Annotated in this window: 23 protein-coding genes; 8 read left to right on the top strand and 15 right to left on the bottom strand. The window is 64.4% G+C overall.

Annotation, left to right across the window (positions count from 1 at the left end; all coding sequences use genetic code 11):
* Positions 1-22 precede the first annotated feature (22 nt).
* Positions 23-1021, top strand: coding sequence for a glycosyltransferase family 8 protein (locus CEJ45_RS22450; protein WP_088757266.1), 999 nt, complete (start codon positions 23-25; stop codon positions 1019-1021).
* 115 nt (positions 1022-1136) lie between these two features.
* A complete protein-coding gene (locus CEJ45_RS22445; RefSeq protein ID WP_088757265.1) occupies positions 1137-2390 on the top strand; it encodes an O-antigen ligase family protein in 1254 nt (417 codons plus the stop codon).
* A 19-nt stretch (positions 2391-2409) separates the two neighbouring features.
* On the opposite strand, the gene CEJ45_RS22440 is transcribed toward CEJ45_RS22445, so the two are convergent.
* The 14 genes from CEJ45_RS22440 to CEJ45_RS22375 form a co-directional block, all read right to left on the bottom strand.
* Positions 2410-3447 carry a glycosyltransferase family 9 protein gene (locus CEJ45_RS22440; RefSeq protein WP_088757264.1) on the bottom strand — a complete coding sequence of 346 codons (1038 nt, stop codon included), beginning with the start codon at positions 3445-3447 and terminating at the stop codon, positions 2410-2412.
* 62 nt (positions 3448-3509) lie between these two features.
* Positions 3510-4496, bottom strand: coding sequence for a glycosyltransferase family 8 protein (locus CEJ45_RS22435; RefSeq protein ID WP_088757263.1), 987 nt, complete (start codon positions 4494-4496; stop codon positions 3510-3512).
* A complete protein-coding gene (locus tag CEJ45_RS22430; protein WP_088757262.1) occupies positions 4496-5599 on the bottom strand; it encodes a glycosyltransferase family 9 protein in 1104 nt (367 codons plus the stop codon). Before CEJ45_RS22430 ends, CEJ45_RS22435 begins: the two co-directional genes overlap by 1 nt.
* A 2-nt stretch (positions 5600-5601) precedes the next feature.
* Complete coding sequence (msbA, locus tag CEJ45_RS22425; protein ID WP_088757261.1) at positions 5602-7344, bottom strand: lipid A export permease/ATP-binding protein MsbA; 1743 nt, start codon at positions 7342-7344, stop codon at positions 5602-5604.
* A gap of 44 nt (positions 7345-7388) precedes the next feature.
* Positions 7389-8615, bottom strand: coding sequence for an O-antigen ligase family protein (locus tag CEJ45_RS22420; RefSeq protein WP_088757287.1), 1227 nt, complete (start codon positions 8613-8615; stop codon positions 7389-7391).
* A gap of 80 nt (positions 8616-8695) precedes the next feature.
* Positions 8696-10159, bottom strand: a complete 1464-nt coding sequence (rng, locus tag CEJ45_RS22415; RefSeq protein WP_088757260.1) for a ribonuclease G — start codon at positions 10157-10159, stop codon at positions 8696-8698.
* A complete protein-coding gene (locus CEJ45_RS22410) occupies positions 10156-10770 on the bottom strand; it encodes a Maf family protein (protein ID WP_088757259.1) in 615 nt (204 codons plus the stop codon). Before CEJ45_RS22410 ends, rng begins: the two co-directional genes overlap by 4 nt.
* A 57-nt stretch (positions 10771-10827) precedes the next feature.
* Positions 10828-11298 (bottom strand): 23S rRNA (pseudouridine(1915)-N(3))-methyltransferase RlmH, encoded by a 471-nt coding sequence (gene rlmH / locus CEJ45_RS22405; RefSeq protein WP_006464668.1) that lies wholly within the window; start codon positions 11296-11298, stop codon positions 10828-10830.
* A complete protein-coding gene (gene rsfS / locus CEJ45_RS22400; RefSeq protein ID WP_088757258.1) occupies positions 11298-12059 on the bottom strand; it encodes a ribosome silencing factor in 762 nt (253 codons plus the stop codon). The genes rlmH and rsfS overlap by 1 nt, the downstream gene beginning before the upstream one ends.
* Positions 12059-12727: a nicotinate-nucleotide adenylyltransferase gene (locus tag CEJ45_RS22395; RefSeq protein ID WP_088757257.1), complete on the bottom strand. Its 669-nt coding sequence runs from the start codon at positions 12725-12727 to the stop codon at positions 12059-12061. Before CEJ45_RS22395 ends, rsfS begins: the two co-directional genes overlap by 1 nt.
* Entirely contained in the window at positions 12727-13647 is a 921-nt protein-coding gene (gene hemF / locus CEJ45_RS22390) for an oxygen-dependent coproporphyrinogen oxidase (protein ID WP_088757256.1), read from the bottom strand. Before hemF ends, CEJ45_RS22395 begins: the two co-directional genes overlap by 1 nt.
* A gap of 133 nt (positions 13648-13780) precedes the next feature.
* On the bottom strand, positions 13781-14611 hold the full coding sequence (locus tag CEJ45_RS22385; RefSeq protein ID WP_088757255.1) for a mechanosensitive ion channel family protein: 831 nt from the start codon (positions 14609-14611) through the stop codon (positions 13781-13783).
* A 189-nt stretch (positions 14612-14800) separates the two neighbouring features.
* On the bottom strand, positions 14801-16069 hold the full coding sequence (purD, locus tag CEJ45_RS22380) for a phosphoribosylamine--glycine ligase (RefSeq protein ID WP_088757254.1): 1269 nt from the start codon (positions 16067-16069) through the stop codon (positions 14801-14803).
* Positions 16070-16154: 85 nt separating this feature from the next.
* Positions 16155-16880 carry a YebC/PmpR family DNA-binding transcriptional regulator gene (locus tag CEJ45_RS22375; RefSeq protein ID WP_034336305.1) on the bottom strand — a complete coding sequence of 242 codons (726 nt, stop codon included), beginning with the start codon at positions 16878-16880 and terminating at the stop codon, positions 16155-16157.
* A gap of 228 nt (positions 16881-17108) precedes the next feature.
* Between CEJ45_RS22375 and CEJ45_RS22370 the strand changes: the two genes are divergently transcribed.
* From CEJ45_RS22370 to CEJ45_RS22350, 6 genes are all read left to right on the top strand, one after another.
* Positions 17109-18764 (top strand): helicase HerA-like C-terminal domain-containing protein, encoded by a 1656-nt coding sequence (locus tag CEJ45_RS22370; RefSeq protein ID WP_088757253.1) that lies wholly within the window; start codon positions 17109-17111, stop codon positions 18762-18764.
* A 62-nt stretch (positions 18765-18826) separates the two neighbouring features.
* Positions 18827-19747 carry a DMT family transporter gene (locus CEJ45_RS22365; protein WP_154134837.1) on the top strand — a complete coding sequence of 307 codons (921 nt, stop codon included), beginning with the start codon at positions 18827-18829 and terminating at the stop codon, positions 19745-19747.
* Positions 19748-19816: 69 nt separating this feature from the next.
* The gene (locus tag CEJ45_RS22360) at positions 19817-20791 is read left to right on the top strand and encodes a quinone oxidoreductase family protein (protein ID WP_088757252.1); all 975 of its coding nucleotides are present in this window, start codon (positions 19817-19819) and stop codon (positions 20789-20791) included.
* 44 nt (positions 20792-20835) lie between these two features.
* Positions 20836-21006 (top strand): hypothetical protein, encoded by a 171-nt coding sequence (locus CEJ45_RS24975; protein WP_166675083.1) that lies wholly within the window; start codon positions 20836-20838, stop codon positions 21004-21006.
* 180 nt (positions 21007-21186) lie between these two features.
* Entirely contained in the window at positions 21187-22347 is a 1161-nt protein-coding gene (locus CEJ45_RS22355) for an ABC transporter substrate-binding protein (protein WP_088757251.1), read from the top strand.
* A gap of 111 nt (positions 22348-22458) precedes the next feature.
* Positions 22459-23394, top strand: coding sequence for a DMT family transporter (locus CEJ45_RS22350; protein WP_088757250.1), 936 nt, complete (start codon positions 22459-22461; stop codon positions 23392-23394).
* A gap of 6 nt (positions 23395-23400) precedes the next feature.
* Here CEJ45_RS22350 and CEJ45_RS22345 read toward each other — a convergent pair whose 3' ends face one another.
* Positions 23401-24057 carry a DUF4136 domain-containing protein gene (locus CEJ45_RS22345; protein WP_088757249.1) on the bottom strand — a complete coding sequence of 219 codons (657 nt, stop codon included), beginning with the start codon at positions 24055-24057 and terminating at the stop codon, positions 23401-23403.
* Between the last annotated feature and the right edge of the window lie 254 nt (positions 24058-24311).

Below are 24311 nucleotides of genomic sequence, written 5' to 3'. Positions count from 1 at the left end.
CGACGAATTCAGGCAATCAACTATGACAACGACAACGACATCAACAACAAAGGACGATGACGTCCTGCACGGCAGCGCGGGTGGGGCGCTGCACGTAGCCTTTGGCGTGGACAGCGGTTATTTTCGCGGGATGGGGGCGGCCATCGTGTCGCTGCTGCAGCATAATCCCCAGCAGCAATTCGTCTTCCACGTCTTCGCCTTTTCGGTTTCCGAGGACAGTCGTGCCCGGCTGGACCGGCTGGCGCAGATGTACGGCCTGGACATCCGCACGCACGTGCTGGATGCCCACATGCTCGATGCCTTCCGCGCCTTTCCCTGTTTTGCGCAGCATCATCTTGGCACGTTCATCCGCTTGCTCATTCCCAATCTGCTGCAGGGAATCACCGAGCGGGTACTCTATCTCGATGCCGATCTGCTGTGCTTCGGTAGCCTGGAAGCGGTGCATGCCATCGATCTCCACGGCGCCATCGCGGCGGCCGTGCATGACGAGGCCTCCACCACTGCCCGCACGCAAATCGCCGCACTCGCGTTGCCCAAGCCGGAATACTTCAATGCCGGCGTGATGTTCATCAATGTGCCGGAGTGGATCAAGGCCGATGTGCAGACGCGTGCCTTGACGGTCCTGTCCACGCAGCAACTGGTCTTTGCCGACCAAGATGCCCTGAACGTGACCCTCAATGGCCGCGTGGTCTACATCGGCGACGAATGGAACACGCGCTATCACTTAGTGGACTACACCAGCCGTGGCGAAAGCGAACTGATCGTGCCGCCCCGGGTCGTATTCATGCATTTCACGGGCCCGGTCAAGCCCTGGCAGGACTGGTGCCTGCATGATGCGCGGCAAGTGTTTCTGACGGTTCAGGAGAAGTCGTCCTGGAGCGACATGCCGCTGGATTCGCCCCGTACTGCACGCGAGTTCAAGCTCTACTCGAAATCATTGTTCAAGCATGGGCGCTGGAAAGAGGGCCTCTGCGCGCAGCTGCGCTATTTACTCAAACGACCCAGGGGCAAGAAAGGCTGAGCGAGAGCGCGGTTTTCCGTTGTTCCAACCCGGTTGGACTGCGCTCGATGCGGTCCCAGGCTTGCCGGATGATGATCCCGAGCCGAATCCCAATGCTGGAAATCTGGAGTCTTCCTTGCGTTTTCTGAAATTCTTTGCCGCAACGCTGTTTGCGCTCTTCTTTGCTTTTGCCCTCGTGGTTGACCGCCTGGCCGGCGCCACCTACAGCCTCATGATCGTCACCGGCATGCTGACGGCGGTGTCCGGCGTGCGTCCAGATGACTTGCGCTTCCTGTCTTTCCTGCGCCGGTACTGGCTGGTGTCGGTGGCCATGGCGTTGCCGCTTTTGGCCGTACTGATCAACCAGCTGGTCACGCAGCACTATGCCGCCCGCGCCTATGATGCGCAGAGTCGCCTGGCGTTGTTCTTCTTCATGCTCTGGTTGCTGATGTTCCTGCCGCTGGATGTCCTCAAGCGCTTGCAATGGCCGATGGCGTTGGGGGCGGTACTGGCCCTCGTCAAGATGTACATCCTCACTGAGGGTGGGACGTTTCGTTATGGGACGGACTTCATTCCCATCATCATCTGCGCCCACATGGGGTTGCTGCTGGGCGTGTTCAGCACCTTGTCGCTGGGCTGGTCCCATCCGCACTCCCGACTGCACACGCTGACCAAACTGGCGGCACTTGGTGCCGGGTTGGGCATGGCTTACCTGTCCTGGTCGCGCGGTGTGTGGATGACCATCCCGGTCTATGCAGCCATCTCCAGCATGGCCCTCAAACATGTCAAACGCTCCTACAAGCTGGCTGCACTTGGCACATTCGTGGTGATCGTGGCCGGCAGTCTTGTTTTCGGCCACTCCATCCAGCAGCGCATGGAGGCGGTACAAACCGACCTGGCCCAGTATTCGGCGGGATCGGACAAGGACACCTCGCTGGGCACCCGCCTGCAGTTGTGGACGGGTTCCTGGGTCCTCTTCAAGGAGCATCCGCTGGTGGGCGTGGGCATCGATCGCTACCAGAAGGCGCTGAAGGAGCTGGCCGAGCGCAAGATCATCTCGCCCCTGGCGGCTACCTACCCGCACTCCCACAACGAGATGCTGTTCATGATGGTGCGCCTGGGGACCTTGGGTGCATTGGCCCTGCTTGCCATCTACCTGGTGCCGCTGGTGACGTTTGCACGCCAGTGCCGCCATGCCGACCAGGAAATACGCTGCAGTGCCGCCATGGGCATGTCACTGGTGGCAGGCTTCATCGTATTGGGCCTGGTGGACGTGGTGTTCCTCTGGTGGGAGTGCTATCCGTTCTACGGCATCGGCGTCGCCTACTGCCTGGCCTGCATCCACAAGCGGCAGCAGCAGCTTGAGCTGCTGCCGCGCCAGATCGCTTGAGCGATGACTCCGGGCAGGCTCAGGCGCCTGTCGCCTTTTCCTCGATCCAGCCTGATACCACGGCCAGCACCTGGTCGGGCGTGATTCTGCGCATGCAATCGCAGGTCATGATGCGCAGCTTCTCGCAGCCCGGGCAGGATGCCTGATCGGTGCACAGGTTGCTCGCACGCTTGCCCAATGCCGCCCAGCGTCCCGGATGCATGGGGCGGGTCGGAGGGAACAGGCCCAACGTACGCTGGCCGATCGCCGCCGACAGGTGCAAGGGGCCGGTGCCGCTGGCAATGAGGCCATCGGCCTGGGCGATGAACTGTGTCAAGCGTGCCAGGCTCATGCTGCCGCAGGTATTGGTCACGTTGGGCAGTGCCAGCAGCGCAGGGGCATGCTGCTGCAGCCATTCGCCTTCGCCGGTGCTGCCGGTCAGCCAGATGCGCACTCCCGCTTGCTGGCCCAGGGCTTGGGCCAGCGCGACATAGTAATCCACCGGCCACTCGCGGCCGTGACCATTGGACTTGGTGTGCAGGATCAGGTTGAACTGGTAGGGCGCAAAGCCCGCCGCAATCTCCTCGTCGCGCGGCACGGTGAAGTGATACAGATCAGGAATCTCTTCGCGCGTGGGAATGTGGTCATCGCCATACGGGCGCAGGAATTCGAAATTGATCTGCGACTCATGGTTCTCCGACAGCCCCTTGCTGAAACGCACGCGGTCATTGCAGTAGATCAGCTGGTACACCTTCTGCCGCGCATTGCCGATGCGGTGCTTCACGCGGGCGAAAAAGGCCGCCTTGGCCAGTTCACGGTTGGGCTGGGCCAGGATCACGGTATCGATGTCGCTGCCGCGCAGGAAGCCAACCAGGTCATCGGCCACATTCTCTTCTTCCACGACCTCATCGATGTCGTCGCAATAACGCACCACATCGGCCGCGTAGCGGCGACACAGGAGACTGATCTTCACGCCCGGATTGAGTTGCTTCAGCCGCGCTGCCATGGGCAGGGTCAGGACGATGTCGCCGATGTTGTCGGTGCGACTGATGAGGATATGCTTGCTGGTGATCGGCATGACAAAGAGGTGTGTTTCTGTTCTTGCGGTTGTACGGGCTCAGGCGGAAAGCGGCGCGCTGTTCATCGCGCGCGGCGTTTGCGCAGGTAGCGCACGTACCACTTCAGGCTCTCCAGCGGTCGTCCCTGGCGGTACATGAAGCGCGAGTGCATGCGCAGTTCCTTGGTATTGCGCGGCTCCTGGTCCAGCGCCATGTCGGCCCAGGGCGAGATGTCGAGATAGCGGCGGAACAGCGTGCAGGCCTCATGCCTGCTCCACGCCGCCCACGGCTTCACGGCACCGGCGAAGTGCACGAAGATGGCCTTGCCGACCGGCTTGAGCACGAACTTGTTCACGTTCAAATCGTGGATCAGGTCATACAGGTAATTCCACTTCGGCGACAGGTAGCGCGCGCGGCCGTTGAGAACGATGTTGAGCGCATCCTGGTCGTTGAAGCGCATGTCGGTGGTGCTGTTGAGCAGGGCATCCAGGGTCTTGGGCGTAATATCCTCTGCCAGCCACTTTGGGATGTTGATGAAGATCACGCCGCCGTTGAAATATTCATTGTGCGCCAGTCCCAGCGCCGCCACCCGGCGCTGCAGGGTGACCGGGGCATCCGGTACCACGACCGCGATGTCCTGCGAGATATCCATGTCCACCAGTTCATCGACGCGGTTGAAACAGAGGATATCGGCATCCAGGTAGAGCACGCGGTCGGTCACCCCGGCCAGCACCGTGGGAATGACCAGGCGCGTGAAGATCGACAGCGAATAATGCGAATGGCCGAGGAAGTGCGAGAACTGGGTGAAGTCCGCCAGGTTCAGCAGGTGCAGCTCGGTCTTGACGCGATACATCGATTCCAGTTGCTTGAGGCGCCGCTGATGCTCTTCCGACACCTCGAAGGCCAGCACGTGGAAGGTGAAATGCTGTCCCGGGTTGTTGGCCACGATGGAGGCGATGGTGCCGCCCATGGCGCGAAAATAATTGTTGTCCACGCAGAAGGCGATGTGGAAGGAAGGCTTGCCGTTTTCCGGCACGGCCATGATCTCTTGCTGGCTGGGGACGTTCATCAGATCGCTTTCATGACTTGTTCTACGCTCACCGCCTTGACCCAGTCGCGGCGGCCGGGCGCGGTGATGACGGTGCTATGGTCGCGGTCGACCGGCACCCATTCCGGATTCTTCTGGCGCATCAGGGCAATGACCGGTACCTGTACCGCATTGGCCAGGTGCATCACCGCCGTTTCCACCGAGATGATGAGGTCGCAGCAGGCCAGCATGGCCGGCAGCTGGAAGAAGTTTTCCTCAGCGCTGAAGAGCTGCGTGCGCTGCAGGCCATAGCGGCCGATCACTTCGCGTGCATGGGCCAGCTCCTGGGGAACGGCGTTGACGATGAAGCAGGCCTCTTCCCAGCCCGGCCGCGCCTGCATGGCCTGGATCAGTGCAGCCACGTGCTCCAGCGGCCAGCAGCGTTTTTTGGTCTTGGCATAGGGATTGATGAAGACCAGCTTGCCATGGCGCGGCGCGAACTGCCAGGCCACCAGCTGGTCCTGCGCGTACTGGTGCCACTGCGGCGGGATGTCGACGAAGGGGAAGCGTGCCGCGCCGGTAACTTCGACGCCGCTCAACTGCCGGAACCAGTGCGCATAGACATCACTGATGTGATGCTCGGGAGTCGGGCTGCGGTAGGGCGGCATGGCTGCATCGAGCTTGCGATAGGCCAGCAGGTGATGCGGCTGGAACAGTTTCACCGTCTTCTTCATGCCCACCACCCAGCCCTCGGGGCTGATCTCGCGCGCCAGTGCGGCATACAGGTGCGGACGCAAGGTGGCCAGCGAGACCACGATGGGATAGTGCTCGCGGCGGGCCTCGGCGATGGACTCGCGATACAGCTCGGGACTGTAGGTGCGGGTGTAGACCTTGGCGAAGAAGGGGCAGGCGGCGGTCCAGTCGTACAGGGCGTATTTCTTCAGGTGCGGCCACTGGCCGGCATCTGCGGTGCGCCGTACTTCGTCGACCCACAGGTGAATCTTCATATGGGGGTTCTGCTCGGCAAAGCCCCTGAAGAAATTCTGCAGGTAGGTGAAATCGCCCAGGGCCAGGTGGGCGATGAAGAGGATTTTGTCCGACTTCTGCAGCAGGTCGGCGGGGATCAGGGTGTCGTCTTGGCGCATGCTCAGGCGGAGGCTTCCTGTTGCTGGGAGAACTGCAGGCGGTACAGGTTGGCGTAGACACCTTCCTTCTGCAGCAGCTCCTGGTGGTTGCCGATCTCGGCGATCTGTCCGTGCGAGAGCACCACGATGCGGTCGGCGCGTTCGATGGTGGACAGGCGGTGGGCGATGACGAAGGTGGTACGGCCCTGCATCAGGCGATCCAGCGCGGCCTGCACGGCGCGTTCGGATTCGGTATCCAGCGCCGAGGTGGCTTCGTCCAAAATCAGGATCGGGGCATCCTTGTAGATGGCGCGGGCAATGGCCACGCGCTGGCGCTGGCCGCCGGACAGGCGCGAGCCATTGTCGCCGATGCGGGTTTGCAGGCCCTCGGAGAGGCCGGCTACCACGTCGGTCAAGTGCGCCGCTTCCACTGCGGCATCCACCCGCGCCGGATCCGGCTTCGGGTCGCCATAGGCGATGTTGGCGGCCAGGGTGTCGTCGAAGAGCACCGTGTTCTGGTTCACCATGGCGATCTGCTGGCGCAGGCTGACCAGGGAAATGGTTTCGATGGGACGGCCGTCGAGCAGTATCTCGCCCGAGGTGGCCGAATAGAAGCCCGGCACCAGGCTCACCAGCGTCGATTTGCCGCCGCCGGACATGCCCACGAAGGCGATGGTTTCACCGGCCTCGACGTGCAGGTTGATGTTCTTGAGCGCCAGTTGCTCATGGCCGGGATAGGCGAAGCTGACGTCAACGAAATCGAGCGTGCCGGTCGCGCGTTGGGTCAGCGCTTCGCCGGTGGTGCGTTCGGTGGCCTTGTCGATCAGGTTGTAGACCTCTTCGGCAGCGGCCATGCCGCGTTGCAGGGGGCCGTTGATTTCGGCCAGCTGCTTCAGCGGGGCCAGCAGCATCAGCATGGCGGTGATGAAGGAGACGAAACCGCCCACGGTGATCTGGCCGTTGCCGGACTGGATCAGCGCCATCACGATCACGACCGCTACTGCGGTAGCCGTCATCAGCTGCGTGATCGGGACCGTGGAAGAGAACGCTGCCGTCATGCGCATGGTGTAGCTGCGCAGGTTTTCGGCGCGGCGGTGGAAGCGTTCCTTTTCGTAGTCATGGCCGCCGAAGATCTTGATGACCTGCTGGGCGCGCGTGGTTTCCTCGATGACCTGGGTCATCTCGGCATTGACGTTCAGGGAGTCGCGATTGAGTTTCTTGAGGCGCTTGCCGGTGGTGCGCACCACGATGGTCACCAGCGGCAGCAGCACCAGGGTCACGATGGTGAGCACCCAGTTCAGGTACAGCAGCCAGGCCAACAGGCCCAGCACCGTCAGGGCCGAGCGCAGGATGGAGGTGAACACCTTGGTGACCATGTCGATGATCTGCTGCACCTCGAACATCATCGAGTTGATGACCTTGCCCACCGTATTGGTGGCATAGAACTGCACCGGCAGGTCCAGCATGCGGGCAAACATCTGGCGCCGCAGTTCATTGAGGATGCGGGTGGAGACCCAGGTCATCATGTAAGAACTGGTAAAGGTGGCGATACCGCGGATGAAGAAGATGCCGATCACCGCCACCGGCACCAGCCACAGCGAAAACATCGGCTTGCCCACGAAGCCTTTGTCCAGCAGCACCTGGAAGATGTAAGGCACGACCGGTTCGGTCGCCGCAGTGACGATCATGGCAATGAAGGCGATGGCCAGCCGTTTCTTGTAGGGCCAGTGCAGGGCGGCCAGGCGTTTCATGTTGTGGGACAGCATCGGGATCCTTGCTTGCAGGTCATGCAGATAACGAAAAAGAGAGATTATGCCGTGTTCGCCGGGCTCACAGGCTGTTCCTGCGCCAGCGACCACAAGATCACCATCAGGAAGGCCAGCATCATGACGCCATTGTTGTGCGTCAGGAACGCCTGGGTCAGGCCGAAGGCCAGATAGCTGAGCATGAGCATCATGCCGCCCGCTGCTGCCAGCCGGGCTTCGCGGCTGCCTGCCTGGCACAGCCGGCGGGCGAACAGCCGCAGGGGCAGCAGGTACAAGGCCAGCACGGCCAAGAGTCCAGGCAGGCCATGCTTGACCACGGCATCGAGGTATTCATTGTGCAGGTGGGTATGTTCCTCGACCGAGGGCGAGGCCAGGCCCTCGCGCACCATCTGCTGCTTGGCCTGCATCATGCCTTCCTTGCCCCATCCCAGCAGCAGGTGCTGCGGGGCCAGGTGCAGGCCGACCCGCAGCATTTCCAGGCGGGCGCCCACGGACGAGTCGGCATTGGCGCTGCGGGTGTAGTGATCCGCTTCGGTCATGGCCTGGCGGGCACGGGCCGTCAGCGGGGAGTTGGGCAACAGGGCCAGTGCGGCAATGGCCACCAAGCCAGCCGCACCCAGCTTGAGCAGGAGCCGTCCCTGGCCGGCCCGCAGCAGCAACCAGGCGGCCAGCAGGGCACAGCAGGGCAGGGCCAGCCAGCTGCCGCGGCTGCCGCTCAACAGGCAGGCGGCCAGGCCCAGCAGCACGCCGGCGGCGGGAAGGAGTTTCCAGGGGAGAGACTGGCGCAACTGTATGGCGCGCGCCAGGCCGCAGGCGGACAGCACGGCCAGCAAGGCGCTGATGTTGCCGTACTGGATGGGGTTGGTACTGCCGCCCGGACGGTCCAGCGCCAGCGCCAGCCATTGCCACAGGCTCAGCAGTCCGGCTCCGATCGCTCCCACGGCCGCGCCATGCCACAAGGCGGCAGGATGCGGCGGCCAGGCGCGCAAGAGCAGCAGGGCCGGGATGGCCAGCAGGAAACGGGCGGGCGCATCATATTGGCGGCCAGGCGCGTGATGGATCAGGTTCAGCAGGACATGCAGCCCGAAATAGCCGGCCAGTACCGCCACCAGCAGCCAGTCCTCCCGCTGCAGGCGCACACGGGGCGCTGATGGACGCAGCAGCGCCAGCGCACCCAGCACCAGCATGGCCGCGCCCAGCGAAAAACCGCTAGGGATGACCAGTGAAATTGCACAGAGAAGGAAGACAGCGACGGAGGGTTGGATGGGCATGGATAGCACGAAAGCGCAGGCGGCCGGCCGCGAAGTGCGCATTGTAATGCATGCGCTGCGGCCGTCCGCCGGGCTGGCCATTACATCAGGATGATGTCGTATTGTTCCTGCTGGTAATCACTCTGCACCTGCAGCGACACCGGCTTGCCGATGAAATCCCCGAGCATGGCCAGGTGCTGCGATTCCTCTTCCAGGAACATGTCCACCACCACCTGCGAGGCCAGGATGCGGAATTCGCGGGGATTGAACTGCTTGGCCTCGCGCATGACCTCGCGCAGGATCTCATAGCACACCGTGCGCGGGGTCTTGACCTGGCCACGGCCCTTGCAGGCCGGGCAGGTCTCGCAGAGGATGTGGGCCAGCGATTCGCGGGTACGCTTGCGGGTCATTTCCACCAGCCCCAGCGTGGAGAAGCCCGAGACCGAGATCTTGGTGCGGTCGCGCTGCAGCGCCTTGCCCAGCTCGGCCAGCACGGCGTGGCGGTGCTCCGTGCTCTCCATGTCGATGAAGTCCAGGATGATGATGCCGCCCAGGTTGCGCAGCCGCAGCTGGCGTGCAATGGCGTGCGCCGCTTCCAGGTTGGTCTTGAAGATGGTGTCGTCGAAGTTGCGGCCGTTGACGAAGCTGCCGGTGTTGACGTCGATCGTGGTCATCGCTTCGGTCTGGTCGACGATCAGGTAGCCGCCCGATTTCAGGTCCACGCGGCGCCCCAGGGCGCGTTCGATTTCCTCTTCCACGCCGTACAGGTCGAACAGGGGACGCTCGCCCCGGTAGTGCATCAGCTTGGGCAGCACCGAGGGCGTATAGATGGCGCCGAACTCCTGCAGCATGTGGAAGTTCTCGCGCGAATCGACCTGGATGGTGGCCGTCTGGTCGGAGACGAAGTCGCGCAGCACGCGCTGCGCCAGCGACAGGTCCTGGTGCAGCAGGGTGGGGGCCGGCTTGGTCTTGGCCTGCTTGATGATGGTGGCCCAGGTGGTGCGCAGGTATTCCACGTCCATCTGCAGGTCGGAGTCGGAAGCATCCTCGGCCATGGTGCGGATGATGAAGCCGCCTTTTTCTTCCGCCGGCAGTAGCGCCTGCACCTTGCTGCGCAGGAGTTCGCGTTCGGCTTCGTTCTCGATGCGCTGGGAGATGCCGATGTGCTTGTCCTGCGGCAAGTAGACCAGCATGCGCCCGGCAATGGAGATCTGCGTGGACAGCCGCGCACCCTTGGTGCCGATGGGGTCCTTGATGACCTGCACCGTGATGGTCTGGCCATCGTGCAGCAGTTTCTCGATGGGAATGGCCGGCGCGTTCTGGCCGTCGTGCGGACGGGCTTCCCAGATGTCGGCCACGTGCAGGAAGGCGGCACGCTCAAGGCCGATGTCGATGAAGGCCGATTGCATGCCCGGCAGCACCCGCACCACCTTGCCCAGGTAGATGTTGCCGGCCAGGCCGCGCGAGAGGGTGCGCTCAATGTGCAGTTCCTGCACGGCGCCTTGCAGGATCAGCGCCACGCGCGTCTCCTGCGGCGTGATGTTGATGAGGATGTCTTCGCTCATAGGATGCGAACGCCCGCTTGTTGTAATAGTTGAGCCGTCTCGAAGAGCGGCAGCCCCATGATACCGGAATGGCTGCCCACGATATGGCTGATGAAGACCGAGGCCAGGCCCTGGATGCCGTAGGCACCGGCCTTGTCGTAAGGCTCGACGGTATTGCAATAGGCGGCAATGGCCTCTGCGGTCAAAGGGGCAAAGCTGACGTCGGACTGCTGCACGATCTGCCAGACCTCGGTTTCCACACCGTGCGTCACGCCCACGGCCACGCTGGTCAAGACCTGGTGGGTCCGTCCGGAGAGCAGGGTGATCATGCGCACGGCTTCATCGTGATCGGCCGGTTTGCCCAGGATCAGGTCGTCGACCACTACGGTGGTATCGGCCGCAAGCAGCGGGCGATGCGGCAACTGGCGCAGGATCATGGTCTGCTGGGCGCTGTCGAGCTTGGCGCGGGTGACGCGGGCGACATAGTCCAGCGGGGCTTCGCCGGGCAGCACGCTCTCGTCGACTTCCTTGTCGGAGAGCATGAGTTCGAAATCAATGCCGATCTGGCGCAGCAGTTCGCGGCGGCGCGGGCTTTTCGAGGCGAGATAGATTTTGTGGTCCGCTTGTTTCATTGAGCCAGGGATGTCAAGAGCCGGTACCGGGAGGCCGGAAGCCGGCGGTGGACGCCGTCAGGCGCGGTGATACGGATGGTTCTGCGTGATTGACCAGGCGCGATAGAGCTGCTCGGCCAGCATCACCCGCACCATGCCATGCGGCAAGGTCATGCTGGAGATGCGGATGAGCGTATCGGCACCGGCCTTGAAACCGGGATCAAGCCCGTCAGCCCCGCCGATGACGAAGGCCACGTCGCGCCCGTCCTGCTGCCACTGCACCAGCTGCTGCGACAACTGCACCGAGGTCCAGTCGCGCCCGCGTTCGTCCAGCGCAATCACGCGCGCGCCCTTGGGCAGCGCCGCTTCGATCTTCTCGCGCTCCTGCGCCATCACGGTTTCTGCCGTGCGGCTGCCGGAACGTTCGACGGGTTTGATTTCCTTGAGGATGATCCGGCATTCCGGTGGCATGCGCTTGGCATACTCCTGGAAGCCGGTTTCTATCCATGCCGGCATCTTGTGGCCGACGGCCGCGATGACCAGCTGCATCAAGCCTTGCTGGTGCGTTTGGCGGCCGGCTTCTTGGCGCTCTCGCTCTTGGCGGGCGCCACGCGCACGGTCTTGCCGGTCGGGGTCTTGGGCGCAGCGGCCTTGCGGGTGGTGCCGGCCTTGGTGGTCGTGGTCTTGCTGCCGGCTGCGGTGCCACGGGTGGTGGTGGTCTTGGCTGCCGTGGTCTTGGTGCCGGTAGTACGGGTGGTGCGGGTCGTGCCGGCAGCAGCGCGGGTACCGGTGGTGCTGGTGGTGGTGGCGCGCGGCTTGCGGGCCGGCTTTTTCGGTGCGTCCTCGTCGTCGTCCAGGGCCTGGCTGGCTTCGACGGCTTCAGCCTGGGTGCGGGTGCGGCGGGTCTTGGGGGCCGGGGCTTCGTCGGCCGCGGCACGCTTGGCGGCAGCCGAGGTGCCGGTGCGCTTGGCCGCGCCCAGCTTGACTTCCTTGTCGCCCCAGATTTCTTCCAGGCGGTAGTAGGTGCGGATGGCCGGCTGCATGATGTGCACGATCATGTCACCCAGGTCGACCAGCACCCATTCACCGGTGTCCTCGCCTTCAACGCTGACGACGTTGCCGCCCTTGGCCTTGACCTTGTCGCGCACGGACGCAGCCAGCGCCTTGGTCTGGCGGTTCGAGGTACCGGAGGCGATGGCAACGCGGTCGAACAGGCTGGTCAGGTGCGAGGTGTCATAGATGCGGATTTCTTGGGCCTTGACGTCTTCCAGGGCGTCCACGACCAGGGTTTGCAGTTTTTTGATGTCCATTATTGAGTTCGGTACAGATGTTGTTGTTCGATATAGTCTAGCACCCTGCCCGGGATCAGCGAATCGGGTCGGATGCCGCGTTGCAGCTGGGCACGGATTTCAGTCGACGAGATATCGACCGCCAGCCCGAGGGCCAGGTAGCCGTATCCGTGCGTGGTGCTGCGGATCTCTTGCGGCGCAGCGCTGCGCCGCTTGAATTCTTCCCTCACGGCCGGCGGCACGTGAGCGTCGGCCAGCTCGAAGCCGGGCCGCGAGGCGGCGCACAGGTGCGCCAGGTCAAACAGTTCCTGCCAGTGTTGCCAGGTGTCCAGGTGTTGCAGCTGGTCCGCGCCCATCAGGAACACGATGGACACCTCCGGTCCCAGCTCGGCGCGCAATGCGCGCAGGGTATCGATGGTATAGGTCGCGCTGGCGCGGCGAATTTCCTGTTCATCGATGACCACCGGCACCTGCTGGCGGTCGAAGGCGCGTCTTGCCATTTCCACGCGATCGGCCGGGGTGGCCTGCAAGCCGTGCTTCTGCCACGGATTGCCGGCAGGGATCACGCGCAGTTCATCGGGCTGCAGCAACTGCATGAAATGCTCGGCCAACAGGACATGGCCATTGTGCACCGGATCGAAGCTGCCGCCGAGCACGGCAATGCAGCGCTGCGCCGCGGGCGGCACCATTACAGCCATTCCTTGTGGACCAGGAAGTCCGAATACAGCGCCGCTTCCGGGCTGCCTGCCTCGGGATGCCAGTCATAGCGCCACTTCACCAGCGGCGGCATGGACATGAGGATGGACTCGGTCCGTCCGCCGGACTGCAGTCCGAACAGCGTGCCCCGGTCGAAGACCAGGTTGAATTCCACGTAGCGCCCCCGGCGATAGGCCTGGAAGTCGCGTTCACGCTCGCCGTAGGGCGTCTCCCGGCGCGCCGCCACGATGGGCAGGTAAGCGTCGAGGAAGGCATCGCCCACGCTGCGTTGCAGGGCGAACGCCTGCTCGAAGGGCAGGGCATTGAAGTCATCGAAGAAGATGCCGCCCACGCCGCGCGGCTCCTTGCGATGCTTCAGGTAAAAATAGTCATCGCACCACTTCTTGAAGCGCGGATACAAGTCATCACCATAAGGCTGCAGCGCATCGCGGCAGGTGCGGTGGAAGTGGACTGCATCTTCCTTCACGCCGTAGTAGGGCGTGAGGTCCATGCCGCCGCCAAACCACCAGACGGCTTCTTCGCCTTCGGCATGGGTGGTGAAGAAGCGCACGTTCATGTGCACCGTCGGCACGTAGGGATTGCGCGGATGCAGCACCAGCGACACGCCCATGGCTTCCCAGGCGCGGCCCGCCAGGTGCGGGCGGTTGGCCGCCGCCGAAGGCGGCAGGTTCTTGCCCATCACGTGGGAGAAGCCGACGCCGCCGCGTTCCAGCAGGTTTCCTTCTTCCAGCAGGCGCGACGTGCCGCCTCCGCCTTCGGGGCGTTCCCAGGAATCCGACAGGAAAGTCTTGCCATCAGCGGCTTCCAGCGCTGCGACGATGCGCTGTTGCAGGTCTTGCAGGTAAGCCTTGACGGCAGCGGTGTTGGTGGAGGCGTTGGAATGGGTGGTCACGGCGGGTCGCTCTGGTACACGGTTACTGGACGGAAATGCGTTCCAACCCGACATTGTACCTTGACAGCCCCGGGCTGGGGCGTCAAAAGCCGGTCCGCAGGCGATGCCGGACCGGCGTTGTGGGGCAAAGGCCTCAGTTTTGCGGCGGCTGGGCCAGCGGCACGGCCACCTGGTAAGTTGCCGGCGCCGGCCAGCCTTCCTTCAGGCAGACCTCGGCGATGGCATTCTGCACGTCGTTGTAGACCTGGCCGAAATTGGGCGTGGGCGCGTGCACACGCAGGGCGATCAGGGTGCCGGTGGCATTGAATTCCTGGATCACGATGCCCGGTGCCGGCGTCTGCAAGACGTTGGGAATGGCCTTGATGCGCTCAGAGAGCTTGGCGATGGCCTGTTGCGGATCGACGCTGTAGGCAATCTGGCAACGCAGGTCGGTGCGGCGGGTGGCGTTGACGTTGTAGTTGATGATGTTTTCCGAGAACAGCTTGTTGTTGCCGATGATGACGCGCAGGTTGTTGTCGGTAGTGATGATGGTGGTCACGAGACCAATGTCGGAGACGGTGCCGGTCTGGCCGGCGGCGGTGATGTAGTCGCCCACCTTGAAGGGGCGCAGCACCACCAGGAAGATGCCGGCCGCAAAATTGGACAGCAGGCCCGACCAGGCCACGCCCAGCGCCACGCCGACCGCGCCGATCATGGCCGCAAAGGACGTGGTCGGAATGCCGCACACCTCCAGGATGCCCATCACCAGCAGGATGCGCAGGATGACGTGCATGGCCGAGCTGGCGTAGTTGATGAGCGTGGTCTCGAACTGGCGTGCGGTCAGCACGCGACGCACGATCTTGGAGAGGGTGTTGATGAACATGCCGCCGACGATCCAGATGACGATGGCGGCAATCACCTTGAGCCCGAAAGGCACCAGGTAGAGGTTGATCAAGGTTTCGAAATTGAGCAGGTGGTCTGGCATCGATATGTCCTTTTCTTCTGGGAATGCGGTTCGTGGCGCCGGCATGCTGGCCGGAAACGCCCGTCGTGCTTAGGCTACGGCAGTGTCATTTTGTTGCAGTGGCTCGGGAAGAGGCGCGCATGCCTGCAAAATGAAATCCCCCGCAACACGCACGGCGTTGCGGGGGATCTGCACGGCATGCGGCCCGGCTTAGCGCTTCAGGGCGCGCCAGCCGATGTCGCGGCGCATCTGCGAGCCGGCGAAGTGGATCAGGTCGGCAGCGTCATAGGCGTGCTTCTGCGCGACCTTCACGCTGTCGCCCAGGCCCACCACGCACAGCACGCGGCCACCGTTGGTGGTCAGCTTCTCGCCGTTGAGGACGGTGCCGGCATGGAAAGTGACGCAATCGGCGGTCTCGGCCGGGATGTCGGTGATGAGGTCACCCTTGCGCGGTTCTTCCGGATAGCCGTGGGCGGCCATGACCACGCCCAGCGCGGTACGGCGGTCCCATTCCAGCTCGATCTTGTCCAGCGTGCCGGTGACGGCATGTTCGAACACGGTCAGCAGGTCCGTCTTCAGGCGCGCCATGATGGGCTGGGTTTCGGGATCGCCCATGCGGCAGTTGAATTCCAGCGTCTTGGGATTGCCTTCGGCATCGATCATCAGGCCCGCGTACAGGAAGCCGGAGAAGGGGATGCCATCCTTGGCCATGCCCTGCACGGTCGGCACGATGATCTCGCGCATCACGCGCGCATGCAGCGCCGGGGTGACGATGGGGGCGGGCGAGTAGGCACCCATGCCGCCGGTGTTGGGCCCCTGGTCGTGATCCTGCAGGCGCTTGTGGTCCTGGCTGGTGGCCAGGGGCAGGATGTTCTTGCCGTCGACCATGACGATGAAGGAAGCTTCTTCACCCGCCAGGAATTCCTCGATCACCACGCGCGCACCAGCATCGCCCAGCTTGTTGTCGGAGAGCATCATGTCCACGGCCGTATGCGCTTCTTCCAGCGTCATGGCGACCACCACGCCCTTGCCGGCAGCCAGGCCGTCGGCCTTGATGACGATGGGCGCGCCCTTCTTGGCAATGTAGTCGTGCGCGGCCGCCACGTCCGAGAAGGTCTGGTACTCGGCGGTCGGGATGGCGTGACGCTGCATGAAGGCCTTGGCGAAGTCCTTGGAGCTTTCCAGCTGCGCCGCTTCCTTGGTGGGGCCGAAGATCTTCAGGCCACGGGCGCGGAAGACGTTGACGATGCCGGCTGCCAGCGGGCCTTCCGGGCCGACCACGGTCAGCGCCACATGCTCCTGCTCGACGAAGTCGGCCAGGGCCACGGGATCGGTGATGGCGATGTTCTGCAGGCGCTCGTCGAGCGCGGTGCCGCCATTGCCGGGAGCAACATAGACCGTCTGGATGCGCGGCGACTTGGCAATGGCCCAGGCCAGCGCATGTTCACGGCCACCGGAGCCAACAACTAGGATTTTCATGGGATAGGAAGATAAAAGTGGCGAATGGGGCGAAAAAGGGTCGTCTTGTCCGTATCTGTATAAACCGGCCGGGTGATCGGGTGAATTATTCTTCGATCACGGCGTTGGTATAGAGCTCCTGGGTATCGTCCAGGTTCTCCAGCGCATCCAGCAGCTTCTGCATCCTGACGCCGTCCTCGCCCGCAAACACGGTCTCGGTGGAGGGCTTCATGGTGATCTCGGCGACTTCGGCCTTGAAGCCGGCGGCTTCCATGGCGGACTTCACGGCCGAGAAATCATTGGGGGCGGTCAGCACTTCGATGCCGCCTTCGTCGTCGGTGAGGACGTCTTCGGCACCGGCTTCGAGCGCCGCTTCCATGACGGCATTCTCATCGGTACCGGGCGCGTACATCAGCTGGCCACAGTGCTTGAAGAGGAAGGCCACCGAACCTTCGGTCCCCATGTTGCCACCGAACTTGGAGAAGGCGTGGCGCACTTCGGCCACGGTGCGCACGCGGTTGTCGGTCATGCAATCGACGATGATGGCCGCGCCGTTGATGCCATAGCCTTCATAGCGCACTTCTTCATAGTTCACGCCGTCCAGGGCGCCGGTGCCGCGCTGGATGGCGCGGGTGACGTTGTCCTTGGGCATGTTGGCGTCGGAGGCACGGTCCACGGCCAGGCGCAGGCGCGGGTTGGTGTCCGGATCGCCCCCGCCCATGCGGGCGGCGACGGTGATTTCCTTGATGAGGCGGGTCCAGACGCGACCACGCTTTTCATCCTGACGGCCTTTACGGTGCTGAATATTGGCCCATTTGCTGTGTCCAGCCATGTTCAATCTTTCCTGCGAGAGGGTGGGGCCAGAACCGTCCGGCCTGCGCAAGCCGCGCCTGGAGGCGCCTCGGCAAGACCGGCGGGCGCGGGCAAGGCATGGCTGCAGCAGGGGACCCGGCGCCCAGGGCTCGATAATGCATTTCCTGGCGCCATGTTCTGACTATAATCGGGCGGGCATTTTACCATACCGCCACCCCGTCATTTTTGCCTTGAAGGCTCAGTCGAGATGATTAATCCGCTTCCCATCGCCACCCATGCCGGCGGGCAACTGTGCCTGCTGCCCCAACTGGCCAACCGCCACGGCTGCATCACGGGCGCCACCGGCACCGGCAAGACGGTCACCCTGCAGGTGCTGGCCCAGGCCCTCTCCGACATCGGCGTGCCGGTCTTCATGGCCGACGTCAAGGGCGACCTCTCCGGCCTGGGCAAGGCCGGCAGCGCCTCGCCCAAGACCACCGCGCGCCTGGCCCAGCTGGGCCTGCCCGAGCCGGCCTGGGCCGCTGCCCCGGTGGCGTTCTGGGACGTCTACGGCGAACTCGGCCATCCGGTGCGCGCCACCGTCTCCGACATGGGCCCGCTGATGCTGGCCCGCATGCTCAACCTGAACGATACCCAGCAGGGCGTGCTGCAACTGGTCTTCAAGATTGCCGACGACCACGGCCTCCTGCTGCTCGATACCAAGGACCTGCGCGCCATGCTGCAGCACGTGGGCGAGAATGCGGCGCAGTTCAAGACCGAATACGGCAACATCTCGGCGGCCAGCGTGGGCGCCATCCAGCGCGGGCTGATCGCCATCGACGAGCAGGGCGGCGACCGCTTTTTCGGCGAACCGATGTTGAACATCGAGGACTGGATGCAGACCGATGCCCAGGGGCGCGGCATCATCAACATCCTCGCCGCCGACAAGCTCATGAATGCGCCGCGCCTGTATTCCACCTTCCTGCTGTGGATGCTCTCGGAGCTGTTCGAGCACCTGCCCGAGGTGGGCGACCTGGACAAGCCGAAGATGGCCTTCTTCTTCGATGAAGCCCACCTGCTCTTCGATGAGGCGCCCAAGCCGCTCTTGCAGAAGATCGAGCAGGTGGTGCGCCTGATCCGGTCCAAGGGCGTGGGCATCTACTTCGTCACGCAGAATCCGCTGGACATCCCCGACACCGTGCTGGGCCAGCTCGGCAACCGCGTGCAGCACGCCCTGCGCGCCTATACCCCGCGCGACCAGAAGGCCGTGCAGGCGGCCGCTGAAACCTTCCGTCCCAATCCCATGGTCAATACCGCCCAGGCCATCACCGAGCTGGGCGTGGGCGAGGCGCTGGTGTCCTTCCTCGATGAGAAGGGTCGGCCCAACATGGTCGAGCGCGGCTATGTGCTGACCCCGGCTTCGCAGATCGGCCCGATCAGTGCGGAGGAACGACGCGCCCTGGTTGCCTCTTCGCTGGTGGCCGGCGTCTACGAACAGGCCGTCGACCGCGAGTCGGCCTATGAACGCCTGAAGGGCCGCGCCGTCCAGCAGCCACAGGCGGCCCCTGCACCGGCCCCGGTTCCGCAGCCAGCCCCCGCTCCGGCCGATGACAATGCCTGGGGCGCATCGGCAGGCCGCAGCGCACCGGCGCCTGCCGGCACGTCGCGTCCGAGCGGCGGTGCGCGCATGCCGCAGTCCCGGCCTCAACCCCAGCCTGCGCCGCAGAACCAGCAGGAGGAGAGCGGCGGCCTGGGCGACCTGCTCAAGGATGCCGCCGGTGGTATCTTCGGCAGCGGCGGCGGCAATCGCCGCAGCGATTCTCCCCTGCAGGCCATGGTCAAGTCGGCCGCGCGCAGCATCGGTTCGCAGGTCGGGCGCGAGCTCATTCGCGGCGTGCTTGGCTCGTTGATGAAGAAGCGCTGACGCTGCGCTGCGCCCGCCCGCCCGCGCGGCGCGTGCGCAGCCCAGGGTTTACAATCGCGGCCATGACTGCCGCCCCCACCCCCGTTCATTCCACCCCGCGCCAGGCCTTCCTGGGCGGGCTGCTGCTCGCCATCATCGGCGCCATCTTCTTTTCCGCCAAGGCCATCGTGGCCAAGCTGATGTATCGCTACCAGGTCGATGCCGTCATGGTGATCACGCTGCGCATGCTGTTTTCCTTCCCCATGTTCGCCGCCGTGGCGCTCTGGAAGGCGCGCACCCAGCCGCCGCTGGCGCGCGCCGACGTGCTGCGCATCGTGGTGCTGGGGTTGATGGGTTATTACCTGTCGAGCTTCCTCGATTTCCTCGGGCTGCAATACATCTCGGCCGGGCTGGAACGATTGATCCTGTTCCTCACGCCTTCCTTCGTGATGCTGATCGCCTTTTTCTTCTTCAAGCGCAAGGTCGGCTGGATCGAATGGGCGGCGCTGCTGGTGTCCTATTTCGGCACCGTGCTGGTGCTCCAGCATGACCTCCATACCGGCGGCAGCAACGTCATCCTCGGCAGCGCCCTGGTGCTGGGATCGGCCCTGAGCTATTCGATCTACCTGATCTCTTCCGGCGAGCTGGTGCGCCGGGTCGGTGCCGTGCGGCTGGTGGCCTATGCCATGTGCGTGTCCAGCGTGGCCTGCCTGATCCAGTTCTTCATATTGCGAGCGCCCGCCGACCTGGTCACGCAGGTGGCCCCGGTGTACCAGCTTTCACTGTTCAATGCGGTGTTCTGCACGGTGCTGCCGGTGTTCCTGACCATGGTGGCAGTAGCTCGCATCGGCGCTCCCACGGCCGCCCAGGCTGGGCTGGTGGGGCCGGTCTCGACGCTCTTCATGGGGGCCGTGCTGCTGGATGAACCGATTACCGGCATCCAGCTGGCCGGCACCGCCCTGGTGCTGGCGGGCATGTGGCTGCTGTCGCGCAAGAAGCGCTGAGGCGTTCTATACTGCCCCTCGACATATGAATATCCAGGCTTGAAATCCACCCGATACAAGGAGACCCAGATGGCAAAAGCAATCCGCATGAGCAAGACCGGCGGCCCCGAAGTCATGGAATACGTGGACGTGGAAGTGGGCGAGCCGGGTCCCGGTGAAGTCCGCATCCGCCACGCAGCCGTCGGCCTGAACTTCATCGATTGCTATTTCCGCTCCGGTCTCTATCCGCAGCCGCTGCCGGCCGGCCTGGGCCAGGAGGCCGCCGGCACCATCGAAGCCGTTGGTGCGGGCGTGGCCGGTTTCCAGGTCGGCGACCGCGTGGCCTATGCCGGCCGTCCCAATGGCGCTTATGCCGAAGCACGCGTGATGCCGGCCGACATCCTGGTCAAGCTGCCGGACGCCATCAGTTTCGACACCGCCGCGGCCATGATGCTGCAGGGCATGACCGTGCAATACCTGCTGCGCCAGACCTACGCCGTGCAGCCCGGCGAGACCATCCTGTTCCATGCGGCGGCCGGCGGCATCGGCCTGATCGCCTGCCAGTGGGCGCGCGCCCTGGGCGTGAACCTGATCGGCACCGTCAGCAGCGACGAAAAGGCGGCCCTGGCCAAGCAGCATGGCGCGGCCCACGTCATCAACTACACCACCGAAAACTTCGTCGAACGCGTCAAGGAAATCACCGGCGGCAAAGGGGTGCCGGTGGTCTATGACGCCATCGGCAAGGACACCTTCACCGGCTCCCTGGACTGCCTGCGCCCGCGCGGGATGATGGTCAGTTTCGGCAATGCCTCCGGTCCGGTGGCGCCGTTCGGCGTGTCCGAACTGGCCTCGCGCGGCTCGCTCTTCCTGACCCGCCCCTCGCTGGGCAACTACATCGCCACCCGTCCCGAACTCGATGCTACCGCCGGCGACCTGTTCGACATGGTCCAGAGCGGCAAGATCAGCATCGAGATCAACCAGCGCTACGCCTTGAAGGATGTCGGCCAGGCCCACGCCGACCTGGAAGGCCGCAAGACCACCGGTTCGACCATCCTGATCCCGTGATGGCCGCGTGATCGCCTCATGACCCTGCCACAGGAGGAATTCTCATGGACCAGCCCCCGCGCGACCCCGGCCTCGACAATCCCATGGGCCATCCCCCCGAGCAGGCGGCCGGCGCCGACGGCTCGCCCAAGTTCGGGCGGCTGTTGGCGGTGCTGATCTGCGCGGTGCTCATGATCGTGGTCATTACCTTCGCCAGCGAAGCCTACTTCTCCTAGTTTTTGGCCGGATATCGAAATACTTCGGTATGAATCTCGCAAGTTATCGGGGTTTACCCAAGACTATGCGTGGATAACGCAATTTTCTTCGTCTTGATCGTCAAATGCTGCCTTCGGGCCTTGGTGTGATTTCCTTCACACCCGGGCTTCCAGGGAGAACTTTTTTGGCGGGAGAGGAAGATGGGAAGGAGCTGGCACGCGGTCGCCGTCTGGTGCGGCCGCCTGGCATGGGGGCTGGCGTGTTGCCTGCAGGTGGCGCTGGCAGCCGAGAATGGGGTCACCGCGAAGGAGATCGTACTGGGCCAGTCCGCGCCCTTGACCGGCCCGGCCGCCGAGGTCGGGCGTGATTTCCAGGAAGGTGCGCGCACCTATTTTGCCCAGGTCAATGCCCGTGGCGGCGTGCACGGCCGCCGCGTGCGGCTGCTGAGCCTGGACGACCGCTACGAACCCGAACGCACCCTCGCCAATGCCCAGCAACTGATCTGGCGCGACAAGGTCTTTGCGCTGTTCGGCTTTTCCGGCACGCCTACGGTGCTGGCGGCGCTGCCGGCCATCCGCGAAGCCGGTATTCCACTGATTGCCCCGCACACAGGGGCTTCCGCCCTGCGGGAACCCTTCAACCGCCTGATCTTCCACGTGCGCGCCAGCTATGAGCAGGAAACCGATTTCCTGCTGCGCCAGCTGCAAGGCACGGGACGGCTGCGGGTGGCGGTGTTCTACCAGGACGACGAACTGGGCCGGGCGCTGCTGGAGAACCTGCGCCAGCGCGCGGCCGTCTACGGCCTGACCGTGGTGGGGAGCCTGCCCATCGCGCGCAATACCGATGCCGTGGACGCCGCTGCCGAACAGTTCATGCAGCTGCGCCCGGATGTGGTGATCCAGGCAGTGTCCTATCAACCGGCGGCCGCGCTCATCCTGCGCATGCGGGCGGCGGGCTACCTGGGCGGTTTTTCGCACTATTCTTTCGTGGGCAGCCACTCCCTGGCGGCGCGCCTGAAGCAGGGCGGGGTCGGCACCGAGATTACCCAGGTGGTGCCCTTTCCCAACAAGGCCAGGCTGCCCATCGTCTACGAATACCAGAAAGCGGTCGAACGCCAGGGCGGCGCCGGCTGGAACTTCGTCGGGCTGGAGGGCTACATCGCCGCGCGCGTGCTGGTCGAGGGCTTGCGCCGTGCCGGCCCGCAGCTTACCCGCGCCGGCCTGATCCGGGCGCTGGAGAGCATCACCCCGGCCAACTACGACGGCGGCGGCTTCAGCCTGCACTTCAGCCGCAACGATCATAGTGGTTCGGATTTCGTCGACCTGACCGCCATCGGCAGCGGCGGACGCTTCATCAATTGAGCCGACGGTGCCGCGCCAGCAGAGCGGCAGGGGGATGGGCTACACTGTGGCGCTGCGCCCGGCACCGGCCGGGACACCACACCCACCCCCACCCCATTGCAAGGAGATGCCGTGTCCGGCTCCAGAACGCCTTCGCTGGCTGCGCCCCATTATTCGGGCGTGGCCCTGATTGCCGCCTGCAGCGCCGGCTTCCTGTGGGGGACCGGCGCCCTGGTGGTCAATATCCTGATTGCGCAATACGGCTTCGCCCCGGGTGACATTTCCTTCTGGCGCTTTGCGGTCGGTGCCGTGTTCCTGTGCCTGGTGTTCGGCACGCGCATCCACTTGCCGACCCTGCGTGCGCTGCTGCTGCCCGTGGTGCTGGCGGGGACCACCATGGCGGGCTACGTGCTGTTCTGGTTCCTCGGGATCGAGCGCATCGGTGCGGCCATTCCCACGCTGATCGCCCTGTGCCTGCCGCCGGTGTTTTCCACCGTGATCGCGCTGCTGCGCGGACAGGAGAAGCTGGACTGGACCCTGGCGGCGGTGCTCACCGCCGCGCTGGGCGGCACCGTGCTGATCGTGGCGCGGCACGAGACGAACGGCGGTGCAGCATCGGGCCAGCTGGACCTGCTCATCGGACTGGCCTGCTCGGTCGCTTCGGCCTTGCTCTATACCGGATTCACCATGATCAGCGGGCGACTCTCGACGGCCCTGGGGGCCGGCCCATCAGCCACCTGCCTGACCGTGGTGGCCGCCCTGGTGATGGGCCTGGCCAGCCTGGCGCGGCCGCTGCACTGGCCCAGCGGCTTGCCGCCGCAGGCCTGGTACCTGTACCTGGGCGTGGTCACGGCAGCGCTGGCGCTGCTGGTGTTCAGCTGGGGCGCCGCGCGCCTGACGCCCACGGCCCTGACGGTCGCCACCCTGATCGAGCCGCTCACCGCCGTCCTGCTGGCAGCCCTGCTGCTGGGCCAGACCCTGGGCGCCACCCAATGGCTGGGCGGGGCACTGCTGCTGCTGAGCATCTGGGGCCTGGGCAAGCGCCTGGGCCGGGCGCCGCACGGCTGAGGACGATCAGTTCTCCGGCTGGCCGTTCTTGTCGACCTTGATGCGGATGTGGCGCGTCACCCCGCTGGGGCCGGGGAACTCCTCGAAGGCCGCGCGTACCATGGCCGGCATGGCGGCCGTCAATCCGGCACGCTGGCCTTCGCTGTCCACCACCACGTCGAAGAGCTTCTTGCCGTCGCCGGCCTGGCTGATGCCGATCTGCAGGCGGCGCAGGAAGACCGGATAGCTCGTGGTCTGCATCGGCCCGCCATCCCAGAAGGGGTCATAGAACGGACCGTAGGGTCCATAGAAGCCGAACGGACGTGGCCCGAAGGGACCGAAGCGTCCCCAGCCCGGGCCGTAGAAGTAGGGATCGTAGGCCGGCCGGCTGACCACGACCTGCTCGGTATTCATCCCGTAGCTGAAACTGACCTGCAATTGCGCCGCCTTCAGGTCACGCGCCTCCGTGAAACCCAGGAATTGCAGCTCCTGCCGGATCAGCCCGGCATAGTTCTGGTATTGCAGGTCGTTTTCCTGCTCCTTGGCGGGGGCGAAGGCATAGGCGCGCTGGTTGTAATCGGGCGACCAGGCGTGGAAGGACGTGACGTTGCTCTCGATCACCGAGGCGCAGCCGGACAGCAGCAGGCTGGCCGCTGCAAGAAGAGGATAAAGCCAGCGTTTCATGAACGAACTCCATCAGAAAAAAGGCCGGGCACCGGGCAAAAGGCTGGGATGCCATGGGAAGGGCGCCTGCGCGGCGATATGAAGCAAAAGGCAGGAAGCCGGGCCTCGTGAGACCCTGCGCGCGGTCATTTTGATCCCGCGTGGAAAGCGATCGACGGGAAACCTTGCTGCGCCTGCCTGCTTCGCCCCAATCCGGGGCAAGTGCCGGTTCCGCCATTGTACTGGCCAGGAGCCGATATGAAACATGCTTCCCG

This window comes from Herbaspirillum aquaticum, assembly GCF_002213425.1.
GTDB lineage: Bacteria > Pseudomonadota > Gammaproteobacteria > Burkholderiales > Burkholderiaceae_D > Herbaspirillum > Herbaspirillum aquaticum.
Note: the sequence above shows the minus strand (reverse complement) of the source record. Positions and strands in the feature narration are given on the sequence as shown.

Excerpts from the sequence above, each read along its gene's own strand:
- CEJ45_RS22360 (WP_088757252.1), top strand. The coding sequence starts at position 19,817 with ATGGCAAAAGCAATCCGCATGAGCAAGACCGGCGGCCCCGAAGTCATG.
- rlmH (WP_006464668.1), bottom strand. The coding sequence starts at position 11,298 with ATGCAGCTGGTCATCGCGGCCGTCGGCCACAAGATGCCGGCATGGATA.
- CEJ45_RS22375 (WP_034336305.1), bottom strand. The coding sequence starts at position 16,880 with ATGGCTGGACACAGCAAATGGGCCAATATTCAGCACCGTAAAGGCCGT.
- rng (WP_088757260.1), bottom strand. The coding sequence starts at position 10,159 with ATGAGCGAAGACATCCTCATCAACATCACGCCGCAGGAGACGCGCGTG.
- CEJ45_RS22365 (WP_154134837.1), top strand. The coding sequence starts at position 18,827 with ATGACTGCCGCCCCCACCCCCGTTCATTCCACCCCGCGCCAGGCCTTC.
- CEJ45_RS22385 (WP_088757255.1), bottom strand. The coding sequence starts at position 14,611 with ATGCCAGACCACCTGCTCAATTTCGAAACCTTGATCAACCTCTACCTG.
- CEJ45_RS22370 (WP_088757253.1), top strand. The coding sequence starts at position 17,109 with ATGATTAATCCGCTTCCCATCGCCACCCATGCCGGCGGGCAACTGTGC.
- CEJ45_RS22345 (WP_088757249.1), bottom strand. The coding sequence starts at position 24,057 with ATGAAACGCTGGCTTTATCCTCTTCTTGCAGCGGCCAGCCTGCTGCTG.
- msbA (WP_088757261.1), bottom strand. The coding sequence starts at position 7,344 with ATGCTGTCCCACAACATGAAACGCCTGGCCGCCCTGCACTGGCCCTAC.
- rsfS (WP_088757258.1), bottom strand. The coding sequence starts at position 12,059 with ATGGACATCAAAAAACTGCAAACCCTGGTCGTGGACGCCCTGGAAGAC.
- CEJ45_RS22355 (WP_088757251.1), top strand. The coding sequence starts at position 21,187 with ATGGGAAGGAGCTGGCACGCGGTCGCCGTCTGGTGCGGCCGCCTGGCA.
- CEJ45_RS22430 (WP_088757262.1), bottom strand. The coding sequence starts at position 5,599 with ATGCGCCAAGACGACACCCTGATCCCCGCCGACCTGCTGCAGAAGTCG.
- purD (WP_088757254.1), bottom strand. The coding sequence starts at position 16,069 with ATGAAAATCCTAGTTGTTGGCTCCGGTGGCCGTGAACATGCGCTGGCC.
- CEJ45_RS22450 (WP_088757266.1), top strand. The coding sequence starts at position 23 with ATGACAACGACAACGACATCAACAACAAAGGACGATGACGTCCTGCAC.
- CEJ45_RS22420 (WP_088757287.1), bottom strand. The coding sequence starts at position 8,615 with ATGCCCATCCAACCCTCCGTCGCTGTCTTCCTTCTCTGTGCAATTTCA.
- CEJ45_RS22395 (WP_088757257.1), bottom strand. The coding sequence starts at position 12,727 with ATGGTGCCGCCCGCGGCGCAGCGCTGCATTGCCGTGCTCGGCGGCAGC.
- CEJ45_RS22410 (WP_088757259.1), bottom strand. The coding sequence starts at position 10,770 with ATGAAACAAGCGGACCACAAAATCTATCTCGCCTCGAAAAGCCCGCGC.
- CEJ45_RS24975 (WP_166675083.1), top strand. The coding sequence starts at position 20,836 with ATGGACCAGCCCCCGCGCGACCCCGGCCTCGACAATCCCATGGGCCAT.
- CEJ45_RS22440 (WP_088757264.1), bottom strand. The coding sequence starts at position 3,447 with ATGCCGATCACCAGCAAGCATATCCTCATCAGTCGCACCGACAACATC.
- CEJ45_RS22435 (WP_088757263.1), bottom strand. The coding sequence starts at position 4,496 with ATGAACGTCCCCAGCCAGCAAGAGATCATGGCCGTGCCGGAAAACGGC.